Raw genomic sequence first — 23188 nt, 5'->3', positions numbered from 1 at the left:
CTCACTGGAGGGTGACGACGGTCTGGCGGCCCAGGTCGGGCCGGTCGCGCAGCGGCAGTCCGGCGCCGGGGCGCTCCAGTTCGAGGACGACGATCTCGTTGTCTCCGGCGCGCCACAGGGGGCCGGGGGCGTAGAGCGTGCGCTGCGGACCGCGCGGGGTGTCGTGGTGGCCGAGGAGGAAGCCGTTCAGCCAGACCAGGCCGGTGCCCCAGCCGGACATGTCCACGAAGGCGTCGGCCGGTGCGCCGGCGAGGTCGTGGGTGAAGCGGTGGAAGACGGGCCGGCCCTCCTCGGCGGCGCCGGGCGCCGCGGCGGCGAAGTCGAGTCCGGTGAGGTCCGTGAGCGGCAGCGGGCGGATCTCCCACTCGAACAGCTGCTGGTGGCCGTGGCGCACGCCGCGCCAGATTCCCTTGCGGTCGTCGAGCAGCGGACCGTAGTTGACCCGGCCCTGCGCCCTGACCAGGACGTCGAGGACCACCCCGGCCTCGCCGACGGGCAGGTCCAGCCCTTCGTCGGGGGCGTTGCGGTCGAGCACGCCCAGCGGCACTCCGTCGGCGAAGACGTACGCGCGGTCGCCGAGGCCGTCGATCTTCACGGGCATGACGGGGCGCGGGCCGGTGATGGTGGTGCGGTAGTGGATCAGGCCGTGGCTCTGGCCGAGGCGTTCCATGGACTCGGGAGCCGGGCGCAGCGCCGGCGGGCCGGCGAGCAGGTCGAGGGCGGTCAGCAGCGGGGCGGTGCCCGCGGGGGTGGCGTGGGCGGGGGTGATCCGCGGCGGCGGCTCGGGCAGCGGGGTGTCGGGCAGCGGTACGTACTTCCCGATGACCTCGCGGAACGCGTGGAACTTGGGAGTGAGTTCGCCGGCTTCGCCGATGGGCGCGTCGTAGTCGTAGCTGGTGACGGTGGGCTGATAGCCGGCCTCCCCCGGGCGGGACCCGGTGTGGTTGGCGCCCGCCCAGAAGCCGAAGTTGGTGCCGCCGTGGGCCATGTAGAGGTTGACGGAGGCCCCGGTGGCGAGGAGCTCGTCGAGTGAGGCGGCGGCGTCTTCGACGGAGCGGACGTGGTGGTCCTCGCCCCAGTGGTCGAACCAGCCGATCCAGAACTCCATCGCGGCGAGCGGGCCGGTCGTCTGGTAGCGGCGCAGGGCTTCGAGGCGTTCGGCGGGCCGGGCGCCGAAGGTGGCGGTGGCGAGCCGGCCGGGGAGCATGCCGCCTTGGAGCATGGCGTCCTCGGGGCCGTCGGCGGTGAACAGCAGGCAGTCCACGCCGCGTTCGACGAGGGCCTGCTCGACGTGGGCGCGGTAGCGGCTGTCGTTGCCGTACGAGCCGTACTCGTTCTCGATCTGCACGGCGACGACGGGGCCGCCGCGGCTCGCGAGCAGGGGCAGCAGTTCGGGGACGACCAGGTCGAACCAGCCGTCCACCTCGGCCTCGAAGCGGGGGTCGGAGCAGCGCAGGTGGAGGCCGTCGACGGCGAGGAGCCGGGCGGGCAGGCCGCCGAAGTCCCACTCGGCGCAGATGTACGGGCCGGGGCGGACGATGGCGTCCAGGCCGAGGTCCTGGGCGGTGCGCAGGAAGCGGGCGAGGTCGCGCGGGCCGGAGAAGTCGGCCTTGCCGGGGGCGGTCTCGTGGAAGTTCCAGGGGACGTAGGTGTCCACGGTGTTCGCGCCCATCGCGCGCAGCCTCTTCAGCCGGTCCTCCCACAGGTCCGGATGGACCCGGAAGTAGTGGAGGGCCCCCGAGACGATGCGGTGGGGGCGGTCTGCGCGCCTGAATCCGTCCTGGTCGTGCGTGAGCATGCGCTGACTCCCGAGAGAGGGTCGTGATGCCGTGAGATGCGGGACGCCGCCGAATATATGAACGCTCCGACCACGCCGTCAATGACAAGTTGATCGGAATCGATCGAATCGATCGGTTCGAATGCCTATGATGGCGCTGACGGCAGCGGCAGACTGCAGGGGGAACCTTGAGACCACACGTAGACCAACGTCAGGCCCAGGTGCTCGCACTCGTGCGGGCGCGGGGCAGTGTGCGCGTCGCGGAGCTGGCCCAGGAACTGGGCATCTCGCCCGTCACCCTGCGGCGGGACATCGAGGCGATGGCGGCGCGGGGCGAGATCCAGCGGATGCACGGGGTGATCAGCCGGGTGGAGCCGGGATCGGCGCCGCCGGACGGCCGGGCGGGCGGGGCGGAGGCCGGCGCGTCCGCCCCGGCCCTGTCCGCCGCCGGTCACGGGGCTCCGGCCGGTGACGGCGAGGGGCTCGTGATCGGGATGGTGGTGCCGACCACCGAGTACTACTACGCCGATGTCGTACGCGGGGCCCGCGCGGCCGTGGAGGCACGCGGCGCGCGGCTGACGGTGGGGCTGACCCGGTACCTGCCGGGCGAGGACCGGACCCAGGCGGACCGGCTGCTGTCCACCGGGGCGCACGGGCTGCTGCTGACCCCGAACTGGGAGGCGGGGTCACCCGGGCCCGGGGAGGGGGCCTGGACGGCGGAACTGCCCGTTCCGACCGTGCTGGTGGAGCGGTGGGCGCCGCCGGGGCATCCGGCGGCGGCGCTGGACCGGGTGGCCTCCGACCACGCGCACGGCGCGGCCCGGGCGGTGCAGCACCTCGTGGGGCTGGGGCACCGGCGGATCGCGCTGGCCAGCCGGACCACGCCGACCACGGCGCGGCTGCGGGCCGGGTACGAGGCGGCCGTGGCCGCGCTCGGACTGGAAACCGCGCCGCCCTGGCCGCCGACGGGGCCGGGCCCGCTCTCGGACGCGGACACCTTCGCCCGGACCCTGGAGTACCTGTGCGACGCGGTGACGGAGGGCGGGGTGACCGCGGCCCTGATCCACAGCGACACCGACGCGATCATGCTGATCCCGCGGCTCCAGGCACGGGGGGTGCGGGTCCCCGAGGACCTGGCCCTGATCACGTACGACGACGAGGTCGCGGGACTGGCCGACGTGCCGCTGTCGGCGGTGGCACCGGCCAAGCGCGAGGTCGGCGCCCGTGCGGCGGAGCTGCTGCTGGACCGGCTGCTGGAACGCGTGCCGGGCGAGAACCCGCAGGGCAGCCCCCGCCAGCACCTGGAGCTCCTGCCGCGACTGACCATCCGCACCTCACGCGATGCCCCTGGGCCGGTCCGGGATCGCGCACCGAACTGATTACTTCGATCGGATTGCACATTCGATCTTGGTCGCGGATCGGTCCGGGCCGCGGGGGGCGGGGGACAGGGAAAGCCGACACCCGTCGCGTACTTCAGCTGTCGGCCTACCCCGGCCGGCCCCCCTCGGTGGCGGCCGCCACCATCCGCCCCAGCTGCTCCCGCCCGTGGCCGAGGCGGCCGGGCAGCTCGGCCGCATCGGGGTACCAGCGTTTCTCGTACTCCCAGCAGAGCCACGCCTCGCCGCCCGCGACGGCCACGGCCACGGCCTGGGCCACCGTCTCGGCCAGCGGCAGCACTCCGGCGCCGAGCCCGATCGGGGTGAGCTCCTGCGCCGAGGCCACGTCCTTCACCTGGACGTAGCCCAGGTGCGCGGCCAGGGCCTGGCGCGACCGCTCGGGGGTCTCCCCGCCGAGCCAGGTGTGCAGTACGTCCCACAGCGCGCCCGCGCCGGGATGCCCGACCCGGTCCAGGACCCGGGCCGCGGCCGCCCCGGTGCGGTGGGAGTCGTGCGTCTCCAGCAGGATCCGCACGCCGTGCCGCTCGGCGATCGGCGCCGCGGCGCGCAGCCTGCGCACGGCGTTGGCGTCGGCGTCCGCCTCGGGCAGGTCGCGGCCGCCCGGGAAGACCCGTATGTAGGGGGCTTCGAGATCGGCGGCGAGCCGGACCAGCGCGCTCAGTTCGGCCAGGACCGGCTCGTCGGCGCCGGCCGCGGCCACCTTGGCATAGCCCGCGACTCCGAGGACGCGGACCCCGGCGGCGGTCAGGGTGCGCAGGCCGGCAGCACGCTCGGCAGGTGGGCTGCCGGGGTGCAGGGGCTCCTCGGGGTGCGCGCGCAGTTCCAGGCCGTCGAACCCGTGGTCGGCCGCGAGCGCCGCACTCTGGTCGAGGAGGGCCCCGGGCAGGCCGAGGGTGGAGAAGGCGTACTTCACGGGCCGCTCCTTTCGGCGGGGGCGGGTCCGGTGGAGGCGCGCACCATCAGCTCGGTGGGCAGAGTGGTGATCCCGCCCGGGGGCAGCGGTCTGCGGCCGGTGACCAGGTGGGCGGCGAGCGCGCCCGCCTCGCGCAGGGGCACGCGCACGGTGGTGAGGGCCGGGGCGGTGTCCACGCAGAACGGCAGGTCGTCGAAACCGGCGACGGACACGTCCTCGGGTATGCGCAGACCGGACTCGCGCAGGGCTGCGGCGACTCCGGTGGCAACAGTGTCGTTGGCCGCGGTGACGGCGGTGAAGGGGGCCCCGCGGCGGAGCAGTTCGCGGGTGGCGTCGTACCCCGCGGAGCGGGTGAAGGCGGCGTGCACGGTGAGGTCGGCGCAGGCTTCGGCGAGGCGGGGGTCGTGCCGCAGCAGGGCGTCCCTGTGTCCGGCGAGCCGCTCGCGGGTGGTGCTCAGACCGGGCGGGCCCGCGACGGAGGCGATCCGCCGGTGCCCGAGTGCCAGCAGGTGCCCGGCGAGGCGGAAGGCGCCGCCATGGTCGTCGAAGGTCACGGTGGCCACGGGCAGTCCGGCCGGGGCTTCGGCGGGCAGGGGCAGCGGGGGCCGTCCGCACAGGACCACGGGCGCGCCGGTCGCGGCGATCCGGGCCACGCGGGCGGCGAGTGCCGCGGTGTGCTCGGGCTCCTCGACGGCGCCGCCGGTGAGGACGACCCCGCCGGCCCGCTGGCCTTCCAGCAGGGCCAGGTAGGCCAGTTCGGCCGCGGGATCCCCTTCGGTGTTGCAGACGACCGCGAGGCGGCGGGCGTCACCACCACCGGTGGGCGCGAGGGCGCTCTGCAAAGAACCGGCGAGGATCCCGAAGAAGCTGTCCGCGACATCGTGGACCAGCACGCCGACGAGGTCGGAGGTCGCGGCCGCGAGGGCGCGGGCCGGCCCGTTGGCGATGTAGCCGAGCTCCTCCACGGCCCGCTCCACCCGGGTGCGGGTGCCGCCCGCCACCGGATAACCGCCGTTGAGCACGCGCGAGACCGTAGCGGGCGACACCCCCGCACGCACCGCGACCTCGGCCAGGGTCACCGCCATGGCAACCGCCCCCTTCCTGCTGTCTCCCGGTCTTCTGTTCCCGGACTCTCTGTTCTGCTCCCGGGTCATCGTCTCACCCGGTGCGTGGATCTCCATGATGCCGGATTCAGCAAGCGCTTTCTATCACTCGTTCGGGTATTGCACCGGAGACGAGCGCGACTCTAGCCTGAACGGAGTGAAAGCGCTTTCTATCGCTTTCCATCGACTGGTATCGAACGGGGAGGACACCGTGGACCGCAGGACGATCAAGATCGCCATGAACGGCGTGACCGGGCGCATGGGGTACCGGCAGCACCTGGTCAGGTCACTGCTCGCCCTGCGCGAGCAGGGCGGACTCCCGCTGGGGGACGGCACGGTGCTGTGGCCGGAGCCCGTGCTCGTGGGGCGCCGGGAGCCGGCGCTGCGGGAGATCGCCGAACGGCACGGCCTGGAGCACGTCAGCACCGACCTGGCGGCGGTCCTCGCCGATCCCGAAGTCGAGATCTATTTCGACGCCCAGGTCACCAGCGCACGCGAGACGGCGGTCCGGCAGGCCATAGCGGCCGGGAAGCACGTCTACTGCGAGAAGCCGACCGCCCTGACCTTCGAGTCCTCGCTCGAGCTGGCACGGCTGGCCGCGGCCGCCGGGGTCAAGCACGGCGTGGTGCAGGACAAGCTCTTCCTGCCCGGGCTGCTCAAGCTGAGGCGGTTGATCGAGGGCGGGTTCTTCGGCGAGATCCTGTCCGTGCGCGGGGAGTTCGGGTACTGGGTCTTCGAGGGGGACTGGCAGCCCGCGCAGCGGCCCTCCTGGAACTACCGCGCGCCGGACGGCGGGGGCATCGTCGCCGACATGTTCCCGCACTGGGAGTACCTGCTGCACGAGCTGTTCGGCCGGGTCCGTACCGTGCAGGCCCTCGCCCGGACGCACATCGGTCGCCGGTGGGACGAGGACGGCAAGCCGTACGAGGCCACGGCCGATGACGCCGCGTACGGAATATTCGAGCTGGAGGGCGGCGCGGTCGCCCAGGTCAACTCCTCCTGGGCGGTGCGGGTGCACCGCGACGAGCTGGTGGAGTTCCAGGTGGACGGGACGCACGGGTCGGCCGTCGCCGGGCTGCGGAGCTGCCGCGTCCAGCACCGTGGGGCGACGCCGAAGCCCGTGTGGAATCCGGACCTGCCGCAGACCGAGCCCTTCCGCTCCCAATGGCAGGAGGTACCGGACAACTCCCCCGCAGACAACGGCTTCAAGGCCCAGTGGGAGCTGTTCCTGCGCCATGTCGTCCTCGGAGACCCCTGGCAGTGGGACCTGCTGGCCGGGGCGCGTGGGGTCCAGCTCGCCGATCTGGGCCTGCGCTCCTCGGCGGAGGGCCGGCGGCTGACGGTGCCGGAGGTGACCCTGTGAGCATCCGGCTCCCCTCGGCTGACGGCGGGTACCGCCTGCTCACGCCGAACACCGATCCCTTCGCACCGCTCGCCTGCGGTCCGGCGCACAGCCGGCGGTTCTACTCGGCCGCGCACGTGGTCGCCGGTCCGCGGACCCCGCCGGGCTCGGCAGGGCCCGGGGTGGACTGGGACGCGACGCTGGCCTTCCGCCACCGGTTGTGGTCGCAGGGCCTGGGGGTCGCCGAGGCCATGGACACGGCGCAACGCGGCATGGGCCTGGACTGGCCCGCCGCGGCGGAGCTGATCCGGCGTACGGCGGCGGAGGCCAGGGCCGTCGGCGGCCGGATCGTCTGCGGGGCGGGCACCGACCAGCTCTCCCCGGACGGGGCGCACGCGCTGACGGCCGTCACCGCCGCGTACGAGGAGCAGCTCGCGCACGTCGAGGCCTGCGAGGCGGGCGCCGTCCTGATGGCCTCGCGGGCATTGGCGGCCACAGCCCGCGACCCCGAGGACTACCTGGAGGTGTACGGGCGGCTGCTCCGGCAGAGCGCGCGGCCGGTCGTACTGCACTGGCTGGGGCCGATGTTCGACCCCGCGCTGGCCGGCTACTGGGGCCATGACGACCTCGACGCGGCCACGGAGGTCTTTCTGAAGATCATCGCCGATTGTCCGGAGAAGGTGGACGGGATCAAGGTCTCGCTGCTGGACGCCGAGCGGGAGGTGGACATCCGGCGGCGGCTGCCGGCGGGCGTCCGCTGCTACACGGGAGACGACTACCACTACCCGGAACTGATAGCGGGGGACGGTGAGCTCGCCAGCGACGCTCTGCTGGGCATCTTCGACCCGATCGCCCCCATAGCGGCCCGTGCGGCGCTGGCGCTGGACCGGGGGGATGACGCGGGCTTCCGCGAGCTGCTGGATCCGACGGTCCCCCTGTCGAGGCATCTCTTCGCCCCTCCGACCCGGTTCTACAAGACGGGCGTGGTGCTGCTGGCCTGGCTGGCCGGGTACCAGGAGGAGTTCAGGATGCTCGGCGGGCTGGAGACGGCTCGACCCCTGGTCCATCTGGCGACCGCCTACGAACTGGCCGACGGGCTGGGGCTGTTCCCCGATCCCGAGCGTGCGGAGGACCGGATGCGGGGACTGCTCGCGATGCACGGGGGGGCATCGTGAGGCCCGTGGCGGCGCCGGCTCCGGCGCGGCTCAGTCTCAACCAGGAGACGATCCGGCAGTGGTCGCTGCCCGAGCTGGTCGCCGGGTGCACGGCGGCGGGGGTGGGTGCGGTCGGGCTGTGGCGGGATCCGGTCCGGGCCTTCGGGGTGCGGGAGACGGCGAAGCTGCTCGCCGGTGCGGGGCTGCGGGTCAGCTCGCTCTGCCGGGGCGGATTCTTCACCGCGGCCGACCCCGCCGGCAGGGCCGCCGCACTCGCGGACAACCGCCGGGCCGTGGAGGAGGCGGCCGAACTGGGCGCGGACACGCTGGTCCTGGTCTCGGGCGGACTGCCGGCGGGTGACCGGGACCTGGTGGGGGCACGCGGGAGGATCGCCGGGATCCTCGGCGAGCTGGCGCCGTGGGCCGCCATTCACGGGATACGGCTGGGGATCGAGCCGCTGCACCCGATGTTCGCCTCGGACCGGTGCGTGGTCTCCACCCTCGGCCAGGCCCTGGACCTGGCCGAGCAGTTCCCCGCGGAGCAGGTGGGGGTGGTGGCCGACTCGTACCACCTGTGGTGGGACGAGCGGCTGCCGGCGGATCTGCTCCGGGCGGGCGAGGGCGGGCGGATCGTGTCCGTCCAGGTGGCCGACTGGGTGACTCCGCTCCCCGAAGGCGTCCTGCTGGGGCGCGGACAGCTGGGCGACGGCTCCATCGACCTGCGGGGCTTTCGGCTGATGGCGGACGCGGCCGGATACCGGGGCCCGGTCGAGGTGGAGATATTCAGCCCGGGCCTGTGGGCCCGGGACGGCTCGGAGGTCCTGCGGGAGGTGATCGACCGCTACCGCGAGCACGTCGAGTGAAGGGCGGGCGGCGGCGGCCGGCGGCCGGCGGCCGCAGCCGGAGCCGGGTGGGGCCGGGTGGAACCGACTGAAACGGGGTGGACTTCGGGCGGAAGGGCTGTCTAGCATCGTGACCGCGGGATCGCGTGCCGGTCACCGGCTGGGTGAGGCATGGAGGTCACCGCGAAGTGCCTTTCGGAGGCATTCATCCATGTCCGTCGCACTGAACCACACGATCGTCCACTGCCGTGACAACCGGGAGTCCGCGCAATTCCTGGCGCACGTCCTCGACCTGCGAGTCGGGGCCGAGTCGGGCCCCTTCATCCCGGTCGAGACCGCCAACGGCGTCACCCTGGACTTCGCGACCATCCCCGCCGAGTCCATCACCCCGCAGCACTACGCGTTCCTCCTCTCCGAGGAGGAGTTCGACGCGGCCTTCGGGAAGATCCGGGCGGCGGGGGTCGCGTACTACGCCGATCCGCACCGGAAGCTCCCCGGCGAGATCAATCACCACGACGGGGGCCGCGGCGTGTACTTCGCGGACCCGGCCGGGCACTGGATGGAGATCATCACCCGCCCGTACGGGTACCAGGAGGACGGGACCGCGCATCCCTCGGGCGGGCCGGGCCCGGACCAGGCCTGACATGCCGTCGGGCCGGGCCCTCAGGGGGCCGGCCCGACGGAGGTCGCCGGGGCCGGTGGCAGGGGCGGCAGGATTCGAACCTGCGACAGACGGTTTTGGAGACCGTTGCTCTGGCCGGCTGAGCTACGCCCCTTCGGTGGACCAAACATGTCATAGGCCCTGCACCGGGTTCCATCGAATTAACGGGCCCGCCGCGCAGGTGGCGGGACCGGGGGCCGGGGAGGATCGTGGACAGGGTGATCAGCGGATCAGCACGTGCCCCGCGGCCCCGGCTCCGGGCCCGGCTCCGGCCCCGGAGTCGTCTGCGCGGCGCCGCGGCCGTACCCGTGCTCGCGGCCTTCGGCCCGGCGCTGCTGGGCGCGGCCCCCGGAGGCTCGGGCGAGACCGTCTCCCTGGCCGGGAGCGGGCCCGGCCAGCGGCTCGACGTCACCCTGGTCCAGGTGGTGGACCCCGCGAGCCCGGCCGATGAACAGGGTCCGGCGCCCGACACGTCGACCCGGCTGCTGGCGGTCCGGTTCCGCCTGGAGAACACCGGCAGCGCCGTGTACAAGGACTCCCCCGCTCCGGCGGCCCACCTGCTGGACACCGCCGGGAAGCGGTTCTCCGGCCTCAACAGCCCGACGACGGCCGGGGACTCCTTCCCGGACACCGTCACCCTGAGCCCGGGCGGCTCGGCCGAGGGCTTCGTCACCTTCCGGCTGCCCCAGGAGGCCACCGCGGCGGCGGTCCAGTTCGCGCTGAACGGCGGCCTGGCCGACGACGTCGGCCAATGGAGCCTCCCGTAGCCCGACCGTGAGACCGGCCGAGCCGGGGAACGGCCCGCGGCACGCGAGTTTCCGCCGCCCCCTTGACCGCTCTGGTCCAGACCAATAGTTTCCGGCATGCACCGCGCACGCGCTCACGCCCCGCTCCCGCATCGCAAAGGAAGCCCATGCGCCGCAGCATGCTCGGCAGACTGGCCGTCGCCGCCTGCTCCCTCTCCCTCCTGACCGCCTTCGCGCCCGCCGCCGGCGCGGCGCAGGACGAGGCGGCGGGCGGCCACCACCGCTCGTACAAGAAGGTCGGCTACTTCACCCAATGGGGCGTCTACGGACGGGACTTCCAGGTCCAGGACCTGGAGGCGAACGGCTCCGCCGACAAGCTCACCCACATCAACTACGCCTTCGGCAACGTCAGCGCCGAGGGCAAGTGCTTCACCGGGAACGTGCCCGGCGAGGCCGACGCCTGGGCCGACTACGTCCGCCCGCTCGACGCCGAGAACTCCGTGGACGGGGTCGCCGACACCTGGGACCAGCCGCTCGCCGGCAACTTCAACCAGCTCCGCGAGCTCAAGGCCAAGCACCCCGGCCTCAAGGTGATGATCTCGCTCGGCGGCTGGAGCTGGTCCACGCACTTCTCGGACGCCGCGCTGACCCCCGCCTCCCGCAAGGCCTTCGTCCAGTCGTGCATCGACCTCTACATCAAGGGCAACCTGCCCCAGGACGGCACCCGCGGCGGCGCGGGCGCGGCGGCCGGATTGTTCGACGGGATCGACCTCGACTGGGAGTGGCCGGGCTCCGCCGGTGACACGGACACGAAGTTCCGGCCCGAGGACAAGCGCAACTTCACCGAGCTCGTCAGGGAGTTCCGCACGCAGCTCGACGCGTACGGGCGCAGCCAGAAGCGGAAGTCACCGTACGAGCTGACGGCCTTCGTCCCGACCGCACCCGCCAAGATCGACGCGGGCTTCGACGTCCGCCGGATCATGCGCGACCTCGACTTCGTAACCCTCCAGGGCTACGACTTCCACGTCTCCGGCGAGTCCACCACGGCCCAGCAGTCGGCGCTCTACGCCCGAGGCGACTTCAGCGTGGACGGCACGGTCGACGCCTGGCGCGAGCGCGGCGCGCCCGCGCACAAGCTGGTGATGGGCATGCCGTTCTACGGGCAGGGCTGGACCGGTGTCAGCGGCGGCGGGGACGGCCTGGGCCAGCCCGCCACCGGGCCGGCTCCGGCCACCTGGGCGGCGGGGTACGAGGACTACAAGGCGCTGAAGAAGCTGGCCGACTCCGGCACCTACCAGGTGCACCGGGACCGGCGCGGCGGGCACGCCTGGCTCTTCGACGGCACGACCCTGTGGACGTACGACGACCCGCAGGTGCTGCGCGCCAAGACCGGCTACATCCGCGAACACGGCCTCGGCGGTGCGATGTTCTGGTCCCTGGACGCGGACACGTCCGACGGCGAGCTGATGACGGCCGTGGACCGGGGCCTGCGGGGCCGCTGACCCGCGCCCGCGGGATCCCCTGACCGGCGCCGCCGGGCCGCGGAACAACTCCGGCCCGGCGGCGTCACACCACGTACGCTCCCCCTCGCACGACGATCTCGGCGGTACGGGCCCGGGCAGGCCGGTCCTGGCCGTCGGATGGATCACCGGGCCCGCTACGGTCGCCGCATGACAGAAACGATCACCGCCTCCCCGGCGGGCACCTGGCGCCTGGGCGACCTCACCGTCAACCGGCTCGGCTTCGGCGCGATGCGGCTCACCCACCTGGCCGACGGCTCCCCCAGCGACCGCGAGCGGGTGACCAGTGTGCTGCGCCGCGCCGTGGAGCTCGGCGTGAACCACATCGACACCGCCGCCTTCTACTTCTCCCCGCTGCGTTCGGCCAACGAGCTCATCAACCGCGCGCTGGCCCCGTACGCCGACGACCTGGTCATCACCACCAAGGTCGGGCCGGGCCGCGACGCCGCCGGGCAGTGGTGGTGGGCGGAGCCCGGGCAGCTGCGCGGCCAAGTGGAGGAGAACCTCCGCCAGCTGGGCCGCGACCACCTCGACGTGGTCAACCTGCGCGTCCCGCGCCGGGAGACGAGCGGGTCGGTCGCCGAGCACTTCGGGGCGCTCGCCGAGCTCCGCACCGCCGGCCTCATCCGCCACCTGGGCATCTCCAACGCCCGCCCCGACCACCTGGCCGAGGCGCGGGCGATCGCTCCGGTGGTGTGTGTGCAGAACCCGTACGGGATCGGCTCCCCGGCCGAGGACCACGCCTTCGTGGACGAGTGCGGGAAGCAGGGCATCGCCTTCGTACCGTTCTTCGCGATCGCCGGCGCGGGCAAGGAGTCGGGCGCGACGGCCGAGGACAGCCCCGGGGTACGCGCCGTGGCCGAGGCCCGCGGGGTGTCGGCGGCCCAGCTGCGCCTGGCGTGGACGCTGAACCGCGGCCCGCACGTCCTGGCGATCCCGGGCACGGGCAACCCGGACCACCTCGTCGAGAACATCGCCGCGGGATCCCTGCGTCTCACCGCCGAGGAGGCAGCGCTCCTGGACTCCCTGTGAGCCCGCGGCCGACGGGGCGGTGCCGCTGGTGCAGGGCGTCGGACCGGGGGATACGATGCCGGCTGCGCCGCGGCGGTCCGGCCGGAACACGCCCGTCGCGGCACTGCCCCCTTTCGCCCGCGGCGGATGCCGGGAAATCATCTTCGGGATAAGTGTTATCGAGACCCCTCTCGACGGTCTCCCAGCCATTGGGCATCATCGACCGCCGGTACGGACAGGGAACATCACATGAGCACTCAGCACACGGCAGCGCTGGTGGCAGCGGCTCGCGCGGGCGATCCGCGCGCGCAGGACGAACTCATCGGCACCCATCTGCCGCTCGTCTACAACATCGTCGGCCGGGCCCTCAACGGGTCCTGTGACGTGGACGACGTGGTGCAGGACACGATGCTGCGGGCCCTCGACGGGCTGGGTGGCCTGCACTCCGACGAGAGCTTCCGGTCCTGGCTGGTGGCGATCGCGATGAACCGGGTACGGGCGTACTGGCAGGCCCGGCAGAGCGGCTACGGCGAGAGCACCCTGGAGGCGGCGGGCGAGGTCGCCGACCCGGGGGCCGACTTCGTCGACCTGACCGTCGCCCGCCTCAACCTGGCGGGCCAGCGGCGCGAGACGGCCCGCGCCACCCGCTGGCTGGAGCCCGACGACCGGGCGCTGCTGTCGCTCTGGTGGCTGGAGTGCGCCGGGGAGCTCACCCGGGCCGAGGTGGCGACCGCGCTGGAGCTGTCCCCGCAGCACACGGCGGTACGGGTGCAGCGGATGAAGGCGCAGCTGGAGGCGGCCCGGGTGGTGGAGCGCGCCCTGGACGCCCAGCCGCGGTGCGAGGAGCTGCGGACCCTGCTGGCGGGCTGGGACGGCCGGCCCTCGGCGCTGTGGCGCAAGCGAATAGCCCGCCACGCACGCGAATGCGTACGGTGCTCCGGCCTGTGGAGCGGTCTGGTGCCGGCGGAGGGACTGCTGGCCGGTCTGGCCCTGGTACCCGTCTCGGCGGCCCTGCTGGGCGGGGTCCGCGCGGCGGGTGCGGCCGACTTCGACCTGCTGGCCTCCGCCTCCGCCTTCTCCGAATGCGGAGGCGCGGGCGCGGGCGGGGGCTTCGGAGACACCGCGGCCCACGCGCACCTCGCCCCGGACGTGGAGGCGGTGGGCGGCGGCCGCGGCGCGCTGCGCAAGCGCCGCCAGAACCGCCGCCGGGTGATCGGCGGCGCGGTCCTCGCCGCCTGCGTCGCGGGCGGCGGTCTGGTGTACCTCGGTACGCTCCCCGGCTCCGGCGAGACCAAGAAGGCCGACGCCGCCGCCCCGGCCCCGCTGGCCGCGCTCTCGGCCTCCGAGTCCGCCCTCCCCTCCCAGCCGCCCTCGCCGTCCGCGTCCGCGTCCCCCTCGGCCTCCGCTTCCCCGTCGCCCTCGGCGTCGGCCTCGCCGAGCGCCGCTCCGAGCCCGTCCGCGACGCCGAGCCGCAGCAGCTCCCCGAGCCCGAAGCCCCCGGCTCCGGCCCCCGCCCCGCCGGGTATGGCAGGCCAGGTCGTCGCCCTGGTCAACTCCGAGCGGGAGGCTGCGGGCTGCGGTCCGCTGAAGGAGGACGCTCAGCTGCGCGCGGCCGCCCAGAACCACTCCGACGACATGGCGCGGCGGGACTTCTTCGCGCACACCAGCCCGGACGGGACGGACCCGGGCCAGCGGACCACCGCCGCGGGCTACCGCTGGTCGACGTACGGGGAGAACATCGCGAAGGGCCAGCAGACGGCCCAGTCGGTCATGGAAGCCTGGATGAAGAGCCCGGGGCACCGCGCGAACATCCTCAACTGCTCCTTCAAGGACATCGGCGTCGGCATCCACCAGGGTGCGGGCGGTCCCTGGTGGACGCAGAACTTCGGGGCGAAGTAGCCGACGGGCGAGGCGGGTTCAGGGCTGGACGCCGCGCAGCTTCCGCGGGTTGACGACGAAGCGCAGCACGGTGATCCGGCCTTCGGCCGCCTCGAAGGTGACCGCGCCGAAGGGCACGCCGCCGAGGTCCATGAGCAGTCCGGGCTCGCCGTTGATCTCGGTGATGCGCATCTGCACGTCCTGTACCTCGGGTTTGGCCAGGACGCCAAGGAGCCAGCGGGCGACGTGGTCGGGGCCGTGCAGGGGGCGGCGGGCGGCCGAGACGATGCCGCCGCCGTCCGACCAGGAGACGACGTCGGGGGCGAGGAGCGCGAGGACCTCGCGCAGGTCGCCGCCCGCGCACGCCGCGAGGAACTTCTCGGCGATCTCGCGCTGTTCGGACGCGTCGGCTGTGAACCGGGTGCGTCCGGCCCGTACGTGCTCGCGCGCCCGGTGCGCGGACTGGCGGACCGCGGCCTCCGACTTGCCGACGACCTCGGCGATCTCCGCGTACGCGTACCCGAACACCTCGCGGAGCAGGAACACCGCGCGTTCGACCGGAGTGAGGGTCTCCAGCACCACCAGGACCGCCATCGAGACGGTGTCGGCCAGTTCGGCCTCCTCGGCGACGTCGGGCGAGGTCAGGAGGGGCTCGGGGAGCCACGGGCCGACGTACGCCTCGCGGACGGCATGGGCCGAAGTCAGCCGGTTCAGGCTCAGGTTGGTGACGGTGCGCACCAGATAGGCCTTGGGGTGCTCGACGGACTCCCGGTCCGTCCGGTTCCAGACGATCCAGGCGTCCTGCACGATGTCCTCGGCGTCGGCCACGCTGCCGAGCATCCGGTAGGCGGTGCCGAACAGCAGCCGCCGGTTGTCCTCGAACGTGTCGGTCATGGGCCCCACCGTCGCATCCGCGCCTGAGTCGATCAAGAACGGGCTGTGGTGTCCGCGCCTTCCGCGCGGCGCACCCATCTGCCTCAAAAAGGGGGCAGGATAGGAGCTGGAGGAGAATCGGCTGATCACAAGGGTGGAGCAGGACACATGGCGAGGAAGGACCTTCGTCCGCACCAGCGCGAGGCCGTCGATGCCGTGGTGCGGGCGCTGGAGGTGCCCGCCGGGGGCCGGGTGCCCGAGCGCGGGCTGCGCACCCAGGTGATCATGGCGACGGGCTCGGGGAAGTCCCTGGTCGCCGTCCGCTCGGCGGAGGAGCTGCGGGCCGGGCGGGTGCTAGTGCTCGTGCCCTCCCTGGACCTGCTGGTGCAGACCGCCGCCGCCTGGCGGGAGGGCGGCCGCTCCGGAAGATCCCTGGCCGTGTGCTCCCTGCGCGCCGAGGACGCGGGCATGCGGACCACCACCGACCCGGCCGAACTGGCCCGCTGGGGAGGCGGGTCCGCGGGCCGGGCGACGGTGTTCGCCACCTATGCCTCGCTGGGCCTGGGCACCGTCGAGCGCGCACACCTCGCCGGACTCCCCGGCTGGGACCTGATCGTGGTCGACGAGGCGCACCGGACCTCCGGGCGGATCGGCAAACCCTGGGCTGTGGCGCACGACAACGCCCGGATCCCCGCCCTGCGACGGCTCTACCTGACGGCCACGCCCCGTGTCTGGCGGGACGCCGAGGACGAGGAAGGGGAGGCCGCCGAGGCCGGGGAGGCGGCGCAGGGGGTCGAGCAGGGTCGCGCGGGCGGTCCGCGGGGGCGCGGTGAGCTGGTCGCGTCCATGGAGGACGACCCGCACGGCCCCTTCGGCGCGCGCTGCTACACGCTCACCCTGTCCGAGGCCATCGACCGCGGGATCTGCGCGCCCTACCGGGTGGTGTGCGTGGACGTCACCGATCCACAGTTCCGGGCGGCCGTGCTGCTGGGCCGCGACGGGCGCTCGGACGCGGTGCGCGGGGCCCGGATGGCGGCCCTGCAGACCGCGCTGGTGAAGGCGGCCGCCCAGGAGGGGTTCCGGCGGACACTCGTGTTCCACCACCTGACGAAGGAGGCCGAGGCCTTCGCGGCAGGCCTCCCGGCCGTCGCGCGGCGGCTGCGGGCCGGCGTGGGCGGCGGCGGCAGCGGCGGCAGCGGCGGCAGCGGCAGCGGCAGCGGCAGCGGCAGCGGCAGCGGCAGCGGCAGCGGTCCGGCATACCCCCGTACCGTCTGGGCGGACTGGCTGGCGGGGCAGCACTCCGCGGCCCACCGCCGAGGGGTACTGGGCGCGTTCGCGGACGACCGGATCGCGGAGAAGGCCTTCCTCGGCAGTGTGCGGGTGCTCGGCGAGGGCGTCGACACCAAGGAGTGCGACTCCGTCTACTGGGCCGACGTACGGGGGTCCATGCCCGACCTGGTCCAGGCCGTCGGGCGGGCCCTGCGGATCCGCCCCGGGGAGGGGAAGGTCGCCTCGCTGGTGGTCCCCGTGCTGCTGGAGCCGGGTGAGACCCCGGAGGCGATGCTCACCTCCCGGGCCTACGGCGACCTCGCGCGGCTGCTGGAGGCGCTGCGGGCGCACGACTCGCGGCTGCTCGAGTCGCTGGCCCAGCCGCAGGTGCCGAGCCGGACCGCGGCCCCGGCGGCGGCCTCGGGCGCGCAGGAGCTGCTGAGCTTCTCCACGCCCCGGGATCCCGCGCTGCTGGCCGCCTTCGTACGGCTGCGCGTGCTGCATCCGGAGCACGCGCACTGGCGGCGCGGGGTGGAGGCCGCCCGGGTCTACGCCGCCACGGCCGGGGAGCTCAAGGTGCCGTTCGGCTTCAGGGTGCCGGCGGGGGACGCGGTGTGGCCGCCGGGACTGGCCCGGTTCCCGCTCGGCCAGTGGATCGCGGACGCGCGGCGCACGTACCGCCGGGGCGCGCTCGGCCGGGAGCGGGTCGCCGCGCTCGACGCGCTCGGCATGGTGTGGAGCCACTTCGACGTGGCCTTCGAGGAGGGCCTGGCGGCGGCGGCCGGCTGGGCGGCGGAACACGGCCACCTGCTGCCGCCGGTGGACGCCACGTGGCGCGGGGCGCCGGTGGGGGTGTGGGTGAAGAACCAGCGTGCGGCGGCCCGCCGCGAGGGGCCGGGGACGCTGTCCGAGGAGCGGCGCGAGGCGCTGGAGGCGCTGGACCCGTCCTGGTGCCCCGCCTGGGAGATCTCCTGGCAGCGTGCCTTCCACCTGACGCGGGTGCATCTGGACGCGGGTGGCCGGCTGCCGCTGTCGCCCGGCGAACTGGTGGTCCAGGGCGAGGACCTGGGCGGATGGGTCCGCGGCCAGCGGCTGAACCAGGAGGGGCTGTCGTGGGCCCAGCGCTGGCTCCTGGAGCACGCCCTCGGGGTGACCCCGGCGACGGCGGCGGAGCGTCCGCCGCCGCGCCGCAGCCACGCCGCCGCCTGGGCGGAGCAACTGGAGGCGGCCCGGCGGTTCCGGGACCGCGAGGGTCACCTCAAGGTGCCCCGTACGCACGTGGAGCGGGTCGGGGACCGGGAGCTGCGGCTGGGCTCCTGGATCGCCAACCAGCGCTCCCGCGCGGACTCCCTCACCCTGGACCGGGTGGAGGCGCTCGAAGCACTGGGCATGCGCTGGTAGACCCGGCCGGGCGAGGCGGGCTAGGGCGTCGCGACGCCGCGGACACCCGTCAGACACCCCCTAGTGGTGGAAGCCGGATCGCGGTTCGGTCGCGGGGGCGGGGGGCGGTGCGGCCTGGAGGTGCTCCACGGCGCGGCGCAGGTCGGCGACGAGCAGGGCGATCTGATCGCGGGTCACCCCGTGCCGGACGAGGACCCGCTGGATGACGGTGTCCTGCCGGTCGGCGGGCAGCGGGTAGGAGGGCACCTGCCAGCCGCGCATCCGCAGCCGGTCGGAGAGGTCGTAGAGGCTGAAGCCCGCTCCGGCCGGGTCGGTGAGGGTGTAGGAGACGGCGGGCAGGGCTCCGCGGCCGTCGTAGAGGAGGGTGAACGGGCCCATCGCGGCGATCTCGGCGGCCAGGTACTGGGCGGTGTCGGCGCAGGCCTGCTGCACGCGCCGGTAGCCGCCCCGGCCCAGGCGCAGGAAGAGGTAGTACTGGGCGACGACCTCGCCGCCGGGGCGGGAGAAGTTGAGGGCGAAGGTCGGCATGTCGCCGCCCAGGTAGTCCACGTCGAAGACGAGGTCCGCGGGGAGCAGCTCGGCGGTGCGCCAGACGATCCAGCCGACGCCGAGGGGTGCGAGTCCGTACTTGTGGCCCGAGGTGTTGACGGAGGCGACCCGGGCCAGCCGGAAGTCCCAGACCACGTCGGGGTGGAGGAAGGGCGCGACGAAGGCGCCGCTCGCGCCGTCGACGTGGATGGGGACGTCCCAGCCGTGTTCGGCCTGGATGCGGTCGAGTTCGGCGGCGATCTCGGCGACGGGCTCGTAGTCGCAGGTGTAGGTGACGCCGAGGATGGCGACGACGCCGATGGTGTTCTCGTCGACGTACGCGGCGAGCTGGTGGGGCGTCAGGCCGGTGGCGCCGGGCTCCAGGGGTACCTGGCGCAGTTCGACGTCGAAGTAGCGGGCGAACTTCTCCCAGCAGATCTGGACGGGGCCGCACACCAGGTTGGGGCGGTCCGCGGGGAGCCCCTGGGCCTGGCGGCGGGCGCGCCAGCGCCATTTGAGGGCGAGTCCGCCGAGCATGGCGGCCTCGCTGGAACCGGTGGTGGAGCAGCCGGCCGCGGTGGCGCCGGCGGGGGCGTTCCACAGGTCGGCCAGGATGTTGACGCAGCGTTCCTCGATCTCGGCGGTCTGCGGGTACTCGTCCTTGTCGATCATGTTCTTGTCGAGGCATTCGTTCATCAGGCGGTGGACGCCGTCGTCGGACCAGGTGGTGCAGAAGGTGGCCAGGTTCTGCGCCGCGTTCCCGTCCAACAGGAGTTCGTTGTGGATGAGTTCGTAGACGACCTCGGTGGGAGCGGAGTCTTCCGGCATCCGGTACTTGGGGAGGATCTGGCCGCTCAGCGCGGACGCGAACACGTCCGTGTCGGCGTCGGGGGCGTGTGCGTCCTTCGTCTCATGAAGAGCCATGTCGGCACTATAGGTGAATAAGGGACATATCCCCCCGACGTCACGCCATACTTCCGGCCGACTCCGCAGTGTGACCCCCTCCATAGCCGACGGAGCTCGCCGGAGAAATTACTGCCGAGTAGCATGAGCGCCGCAGATCTTCCCGCCGACGCCGCGCGGGTCGACCCGAATCGAAAGATCGTGCAATTCGTTTTATCTGCAACTTATCCACTGATGTCCTGATACCGGTCAACCGCCCGCGCACCCCTGGTACTTCTTCGGTCATGAACAAGATCACCCGCCGGCAGGCCTTGGGCACCACTGCCGGTGCACTCACCGTCCTCGGACTGGCGGGCGCCACCGCGCGCGCCGCCGCCACCGACTCCCGCGCCGCCGCCACCCCCGCCGGCACGGTCGACGAGGTGTACAAGGGCCGACGCATCCAGATAACCGCCGGCACGGGCGGCGGCCACCACGGCGGCCACCACTCCCCCGGTCTGCCCACCGTCCGGATAGACGGCCGCGAACTGCACGTGATGCGGAACGCCGACGGCACCTGGATCAGCGTGGTCAACCACTACGAGACCTTCGCCGACCCGACCTCGCTGGCCCGCGCCGCCGTGCGCGAGCTCCAGGGCTCCGCGCTCGCCCCGTTCGCCCCGATGGGAGGCACGGCATGACCGTCCGCAAGAACCAGGCCGCGCTCACCGCCGAGGAGAAGCGCGCCTTCACCAACGCGCTGCTGGAGCTGAAGCGCACCGGCCGCTACGACCGCTTCGTCACCACCCACAACGGCTTCATCATGGCCGACACCGACTCGGGCGACCGGGTGGGCCACCGCTCCCCCTCGTTCCTGCCCTGGCACCGCCGGTTTCTCCTGGAGTTCGAGGCTGCTCTCCAGGAGGTGGACGCGAGCGTCGCGCTCCCGTACTGGGACTGGACCACCGACCGCACCACCCGCTCCTCCCTCTGGGCCGCCGACTTCCTCGGCGGCACCGGCCGGGCCCGCGACGGGCAGGTCCTCGACGGACCCTTCGCCTACGGGACGGGCAAGTGGAACATAGGCGTACGGGTCGACGGGCGCGCCTACCTGCGCCGGGCGCTCGGCCAGAGCGTCGCCGAACTGCCGACCAAGGCCGAGGTGGACGCCGTACTCTCCATGCCGGTGTACGACGCGGCCCCCTGGAACAGCGCCTCCAGCGGCTTCCGCAACAACCTGGAGGGCTGGCGGGGCGCCAACCTGCACAACCGGGTGCACGTGTGGGTCGGCGGCCAGATGGCCACCGGGGTCTCGCCCAACGACCCGGTGTTCTGGATGCACCACGCCTTCGTGGACAAGCTGTGGGCCGACTGGCAGGCCCGCCACCCGCAGTCCGGCTACCTGCCGGCGGCCGGCACCGCGAACGTCGTGGACCTGCACGACACCATGCGGCCGTGGAACGACGTGACCCCGGCGGACATGCTGGACCACCGGAAGTTCTACACCTTCGACACCGAGCCGGTCGCCGCCGCCAGCCACCGGTAGTGCAGTTCGGGGCGGCCGACCTGGCCGTACCGGGGGGTGCGATCCGCCCGGCCGGTGTCCACCAGGTGTTCCAGGTAGCGGCGGGCGGTGATCCGCGAGATCCCCGCCGCCTCGGCCGCCCCCGCTGCGGTCAGGCCCTCCGGGGCCGACCGCAGCAGCGCGGCGACCCGGTCCAGGGTCGGCGCGCTCAGCCCCTTGGGGAGTTCCGCCGGGCGCGGGGCGCGCAGGGCGGCCATCGCCCGGTCCACGTCGTCCTGGCCGGCCGCCTCCCCCGCCGTCGCGCGGAACTCGGCGTACCGCAGCAGCCGTTCGCGCAGGGTCGGGAAGGCGAAGGGCTTCAGCACGTACTGGACCACGCCGAGCGAGACGCTCTCGCGGACCACGGCCAGGTCCCGGGCCGAGGTCACCACGATCACGTCGACGGGATGCCCGGCCGCCCGCAGCCCGCGCGCGAAGCGCAGGCCGTGCCCGTCGGGCAGGGTCAGATCGAGCAGCAGCAGGTCGACGCGGGTCCGCTCCAGGGCCCGGGTGGCCTCCGCGAGAGAGTGCACGGCGGCGACCGCGGTGAATCCGGGGACCCGGCCGACGTAGAGGGCGTGCGCGTCGGCGGCCACCGGATCGTCCTCGACGATCAGGACCCGCACCTCGGGCGCGCTCACGCCGGCTCTCCGAACGCCGGCCCACCCACGGCGGGCCCGCCCACCGCAGGCTCGCCGACAGCCGGCTCGCCCACCACGGGCCCGCCCACCGCAGGCCGCGCGGGCGCAGGCAGCCGTACGGTGAACTCGGCGCCGCCGGACGGGCCCGAGGCGGCCTCCGCGGTCCCGCCGTGGCGCTGCGCCACCTGCCGTACGAGGGCCAGGCCCAGCCCGCGGTCCTCGCCCTTGCCCGACCAGCCGCGCCGGAACACGTCCACCCCCTCCGGGAGGCCGGGCCCGCTGTCCGCCACCCGCAGCAGGATCCCTTCCCCGTCCCCGCGCACGGTGACCGCGATCCGGCCGCCCGGGACACCGGTGAGCGCGTCCATGGCGTTGTCCACGAGATTGCCGACCACGGTGACCAGGTCCCGGGCCGGCGGGGTCCCGGGCGCGCCGTCGATGGCCGAGCTGTCGGGGGTGACCACCAGCTCGACGCCCCGCTCGTGCGCCTGGGCGGCCTTGCCGAGGAGCAGCGCCACGAGCACCGGCTCGCCGACCGCGGTGACCACCTCGTCGGTGAGGGCCTGCGCCAGCTCCAGTTCGGCGGTGGCGAAGTCCACCGCCTCGTCCGCCCGGCCGAGCTCGATCAGCGAAACCACCGTGTGCAGCCGGTTCGCCGCCTCGTGCGCCTGGGACCGCAGTGCCTGGGTGAACCCGCGTTCGTGGTCCAACTCCCCTGCCAGCACCTGGAGTTCGGTGTGGTCGCGCAGGGTGACCACGGTGCCACGGCGGCCGCCGCCCGCAACGGGTGAGCTGTTGACGACGAGCACCCGGTCGGCGGCCAGGTGCACCTCGTCCACCCGGGGCCGGTCGGCGAGCAGCGCTCCGGTGAGCGGCGCGGGCAGCCCCAGGCCGGCGACACCGGTACCGGTCACCGCGCCCCGCAGCCCCAGCAGCTCGCGTCCCGCGTCGTTGATCAGCGTGATCCTGCGCTGGCCGTCGAGCATCAGCAGTCCCTCGCGCACGCCGTGCAGGGCCGCCTGGTGGTAGTCGTACATCCGGCTGAGCTCGGCGGCGTTCATCCCGTGGGTGTGCCGGCGCAGCCTGGCGTTGACGATGTAGGTGCCCGCCCCGCCGAGGGCCAGGGCCGCGGCCGCGACCCACAGGAGGGCCGTGAGCTGCTCGGCGAGGCGCGCGCTGATGGCCCGGACGGTGATGCCGGCGCTGACCAGGCCGACCACGCGGCCTTCGTCCACGAGCGGGGTGACCACCCGGATCGAGGGCCCGAGGGTGCCGGTGTAGGTCTCGCTGAAGGTCCCGCCGCGCAGGGCCGCGGCGGTGTTGCCCAGGAAGGGCTCGCCGATCCGGCGCGGGTCGGGGTGGGTCCACCGCCGCCCGGCCGGGTCCATGATCGTCACGAAGTCCACGCCCGAGTCGACGCGCACCCGCTCCGCGTACGGCTGGAGCCGGGCCGCGGGATCGCCGCCGCGCACGCCCTCCCGTACGGCCTCCAGGACCGACGGGGAGTCGGCGACCGCGCGGGCCACGGCACCGGCCTGGCGGCGGGCCGCGTCCTCGGCCTGGCCGCGGGCGGTGGCGTACGCGAAGACGGCGCACCCGGCCACGACCACGGCGACCAGCAGCACCTGCATGGCGAAGAGCTGGCCGGCGAGGCTGCGCGGCGGCCGGGGCAAACGGAACATGACG

The 23188-nt window shown here is 73.8% G+C and carries 19 protein-coding genes and 1 tRNA gene; 12 read left to right on the top strand and 8 right to left on the bottom strand.

All coding sequences use genetic code 11. The annotated features are described in order from the left end of the window. Position 1 precedes the first annotated feature (1 nt). Positions 2-1798 carry a glycoside hydrolase family 35 protein gene (locus ACTVZO_RS35220; protein ID WP_443302196.1) on the bottom strand — a complete coding sequence of 599 codons (1797 nt, stop codon included), beginning with the start codon at positions 1796-1798 and terminating at the stop codon, positions 2-4. A gap of 167 nt (positions 1799-1965) precedes the next feature. Between ACTVZO_RS35220 and ACTVZO_RS35215 the strand changes: the two genes are divergently transcribed. Then, entirely contained in the window at positions 1966-3156 is a 1191-nt protein-coding gene (locus ACTVZO_RS35215) for a substrate-binding domain-containing protein (RefSeq protein ID WP_443302195.1), read from the top strand. 106 nt (positions 3157-3262) lie between these two features. Here the strand turns inward: ACTVZO_RS35215 and ACTVZO_RS35210 are convergent, their stop codons facing one another. Together ACTVZO_RS35210 and ACTVZO_RS35205 are read right to left on the bottom strand one after the other, a co-directional pair. Beyond that, on the bottom strand, positions 3263-4087 hold the full coding sequence (locus ACTVZO_RS35210; protein WP_443302194.1) for a sugar phosphate isomerase/epimerase family protein: 825 nt from the start codon (positions 4085-4087) through the stop codon (positions 3263-3265). Continuing rightward, positions 4084-5172, bottom strand: coding sequence for a LacI family DNA-binding transcriptional regulator (locus tag ACTVZO_RS35205; protein WP_443302193.1), 1089 nt, complete (start codon positions 5170-5172; stop codon positions 4084-4086). The genes ACTVZO_RS35210 and ACTVZO_RS35205 overlap by 4 nt, the downstream gene beginning before the upstream one ends. A gap of 256 nt (positions 5173-5428) precedes the next feature. Between ACTVZO_RS35205 and ACTVZO_RS35200 the strand changes: the two genes are divergently transcribed. The 4 genes from ACTVZO_RS35200 (at position 5429) to ACTVZO_RS35185 (ending at position 9171) form a co-directional block, all read left to right on the top strand. Next, complete coding sequence (locus ACTVZO_RS35200; RefSeq protein WP_443303369.1) at positions 5429-6553, top strand: Gfo/Idh/MocA family protein; 1125 nt, start codon at positions 5429-5431, stop codon at positions 6551-6553. Next, positions 6550-7707: a dihydrodipicolinate synthase family protein gene (locus ACTVZO_RS35195; protein ID WP_443302192.1), complete on the top strand. Its 1158-nt coding sequence runs from the start codon at positions 6550-6552 to the stop codon at positions 7705-7707. The genes ACTVZO_RS35200 and ACTVZO_RS35195 overlap by 4 nt, the downstream gene beginning before the upstream one ends. Before the next feature lie 5 nt (positions 7708-7712). Then, positions 7713-8549 (top strand): sugar phosphate isomerase/epimerase family protein, encoded by an 837-nt coding sequence (locus ACTVZO_RS35190; protein WP_443302191.1) that lies wholly within the window; start codon positions 7713-7715, stop codon positions 8547-8549. A 190-nt stretch (positions 8550-8739) separates the two neighbouring features. After that, the gene (locus ACTVZO_RS35185) at positions 8740-9171 is read left to right on the top strand and encodes a VOC family protein (RefSeq protein ID WP_443302190.1); all 432 of its coding nucleotides are present in this window, start codon (positions 8740-8742) and stop codon (positions 9169-9171) included. Positions 9172-9227: 56 nt separating this feature from the next. On the opposite strand, the gene ACTVZO_RS35180 is transcribed toward ACTVZO_RS35185, so the two are convergent. Then, a tRNA-Trp gene (locus ACTVZO_RS35180) sits at positions 9228-9304 on the bottom strand. Between the two features lie 103 nt (positions 9305-9407). Between ACTVZO_RS35180 and ACTVZO_RS35175 the strand changes: the two genes are divergently transcribed. The 4 genes from ACTVZO_RS35175 to ACTVZO_RS35160 all read left to right on the top strand — a co-directional run bounded on the left by ACTVZO_RS35175 (position 9408) and on the right by ACTVZO_RS35160 (position 14365). Then, positions 9408-9956 (top strand): DUF4352 domain-containing protein, encoded by a 549-nt coding sequence (locus tag ACTVZO_RS35175; RefSeq protein ID WP_443302189.1) that lies wholly within the window; start codon positions 9408-9410, stop codon positions 9954-9956. 146 nt (positions 9957-10102) lie between these two features. Further along, on the top strand, positions 10103-11437 hold the full coding sequence (locus tag ACTVZO_RS35170) for a glycoside hydrolase family 18 protein (protein ID WP_443302188.1): 1335 nt from the start codon (positions 10103-10105) through the stop codon (positions 11435-11437). 168 nt (positions 11438-11605) lie between these two features. Then, positions 11606-12487: an aldo/keto reductase gene (locus tag ACTVZO_RS35165; RefSeq protein ID WP_443302187.1), complete on the top strand. Its 882-nt coding sequence runs from the start codon at positions 11606-11608 to the stop codon at positions 12485-12487. A 228-nt stretch (positions 12488-12715) separates the two neighbouring features. Then, entirely contained in the window at positions 12716-14365 is a 1650-nt protein-coding gene (locus tag ACTVZO_RS35160; protein WP_443302186.1) for a sigma-70 family RNA polymerase sigma factor, read from the top strand. Between the two features lie 18 nt (positions 14366-14383). Here the strand turns inward: ACTVZO_RS35160 and ACTVZO_RS35155 are convergent, their stop codons facing one another. After that, positions 14384-15238: an RNA polymerase sigma-70 factor gene (locus ACTVZO_RS35155; protein WP_443302185.1), complete on the bottom strand. Its 855-nt coding sequence runs from the start codon at positions 15236-15238 to the stop codon at positions 14384-14386. 147 nt (positions 15239-15385) lie between these two features. Here ACTVZO_RS35155 and ACTVZO_RS35150 point away from each other — a divergent pair, with 147 nt between their 5' ends. Continuing rightward, complete coding sequence (locus ACTVZO_RS35150) at positions 15386-17887, top strand: Helicase associated domain protein (RefSeq protein WP_443302184.1); 2502 nt, start codon at positions 15386-15388, stop codon at positions 17885-17887. Positions 17888-17947: 60 nt separating this feature from the next. Here ACTVZO_RS35150 and ACTVZO_RS35145 read toward each other — a convergent pair whose 3' ends face one another. Further along, the gene (locus ACTVZO_RS35145) at positions 17948-19339 is read right to left on the bottom strand and encodes a glutamate decarboxylase (RefSeq protein ID WP_443302183.1); all 1392 of its coding nucleotides are present in this window, start codon (positions 19337-19339) and stop codon (positions 17948-17950) included. 263 nt (positions 19340-19602) lie between these two features. Between ACTVZO_RS35145 and melC1 the strand changes: the two genes are divergently transcribed. Then, on the top strand, positions 19603-19998 hold the full coding sequence (melC1, locus tag ACTVZO_RS35140; RefSeq protein ID WP_443302182.1) for an apotyrosinase chaperone MelC1: 396 nt from the start codon (positions 19603-19605) through the stop codon (positions 19996-19998). Next, the gene (gene melC2, locus ACTVZO_RS35135) at positions 19995-20843 is read left to right on the top strand and encodes a tyrosinase MelC2 (RefSeq protein WP_443302181.1); all 849 of its coding nucleotides are present in this window, start codon (positions 19995-19997) and stop codon (positions 20841-20843) included. Before melC1 ends, melC2 begins: the two co-directional genes overlap by 4 nt. Here the strand turns inward: melC2 and ACTVZO_RS35130 are convergent. Further along, entirely contained in the window at positions 20798-21502 is a 705-nt protein-coding gene (locus ACTVZO_RS35130; RefSeq protein ID WP_443302180.1) for a response regulator, read from the bottom strand. The two genes, melC2 and ACTVZO_RS35130, sit on opposite strands and share 46 nt — an antisense overlap. Beyond that, entirely contained in the window at positions 21499-23133 is a 1635-nt protein-coding gene (locus ACTVZO_RS35125) for a sensor histidine kinase (RefSeq protein WP_443303368.1), read from the bottom strand. Before ACTVZO_RS35125 ends, ACTVZO_RS35130 begins: the two co-directional genes overlap by 4 nt. Positions 23134-23188 lie beyond the last annotated feature (55 nt).

It is taken from the genome of Streptomyces sp. IBSNAI002 (assembly GCF_052244475.1).
Lineage (GTDB): Bacteria > Actinomycetota > Actinomycetes > Streptomycetales > Streptomycetaceae > Streptomyces.
The sequence above is the reverse complement of the archived record's forward strand: the minus strand, read 5'-3'. Positions and strand labels throughout refer to the sequence as shown.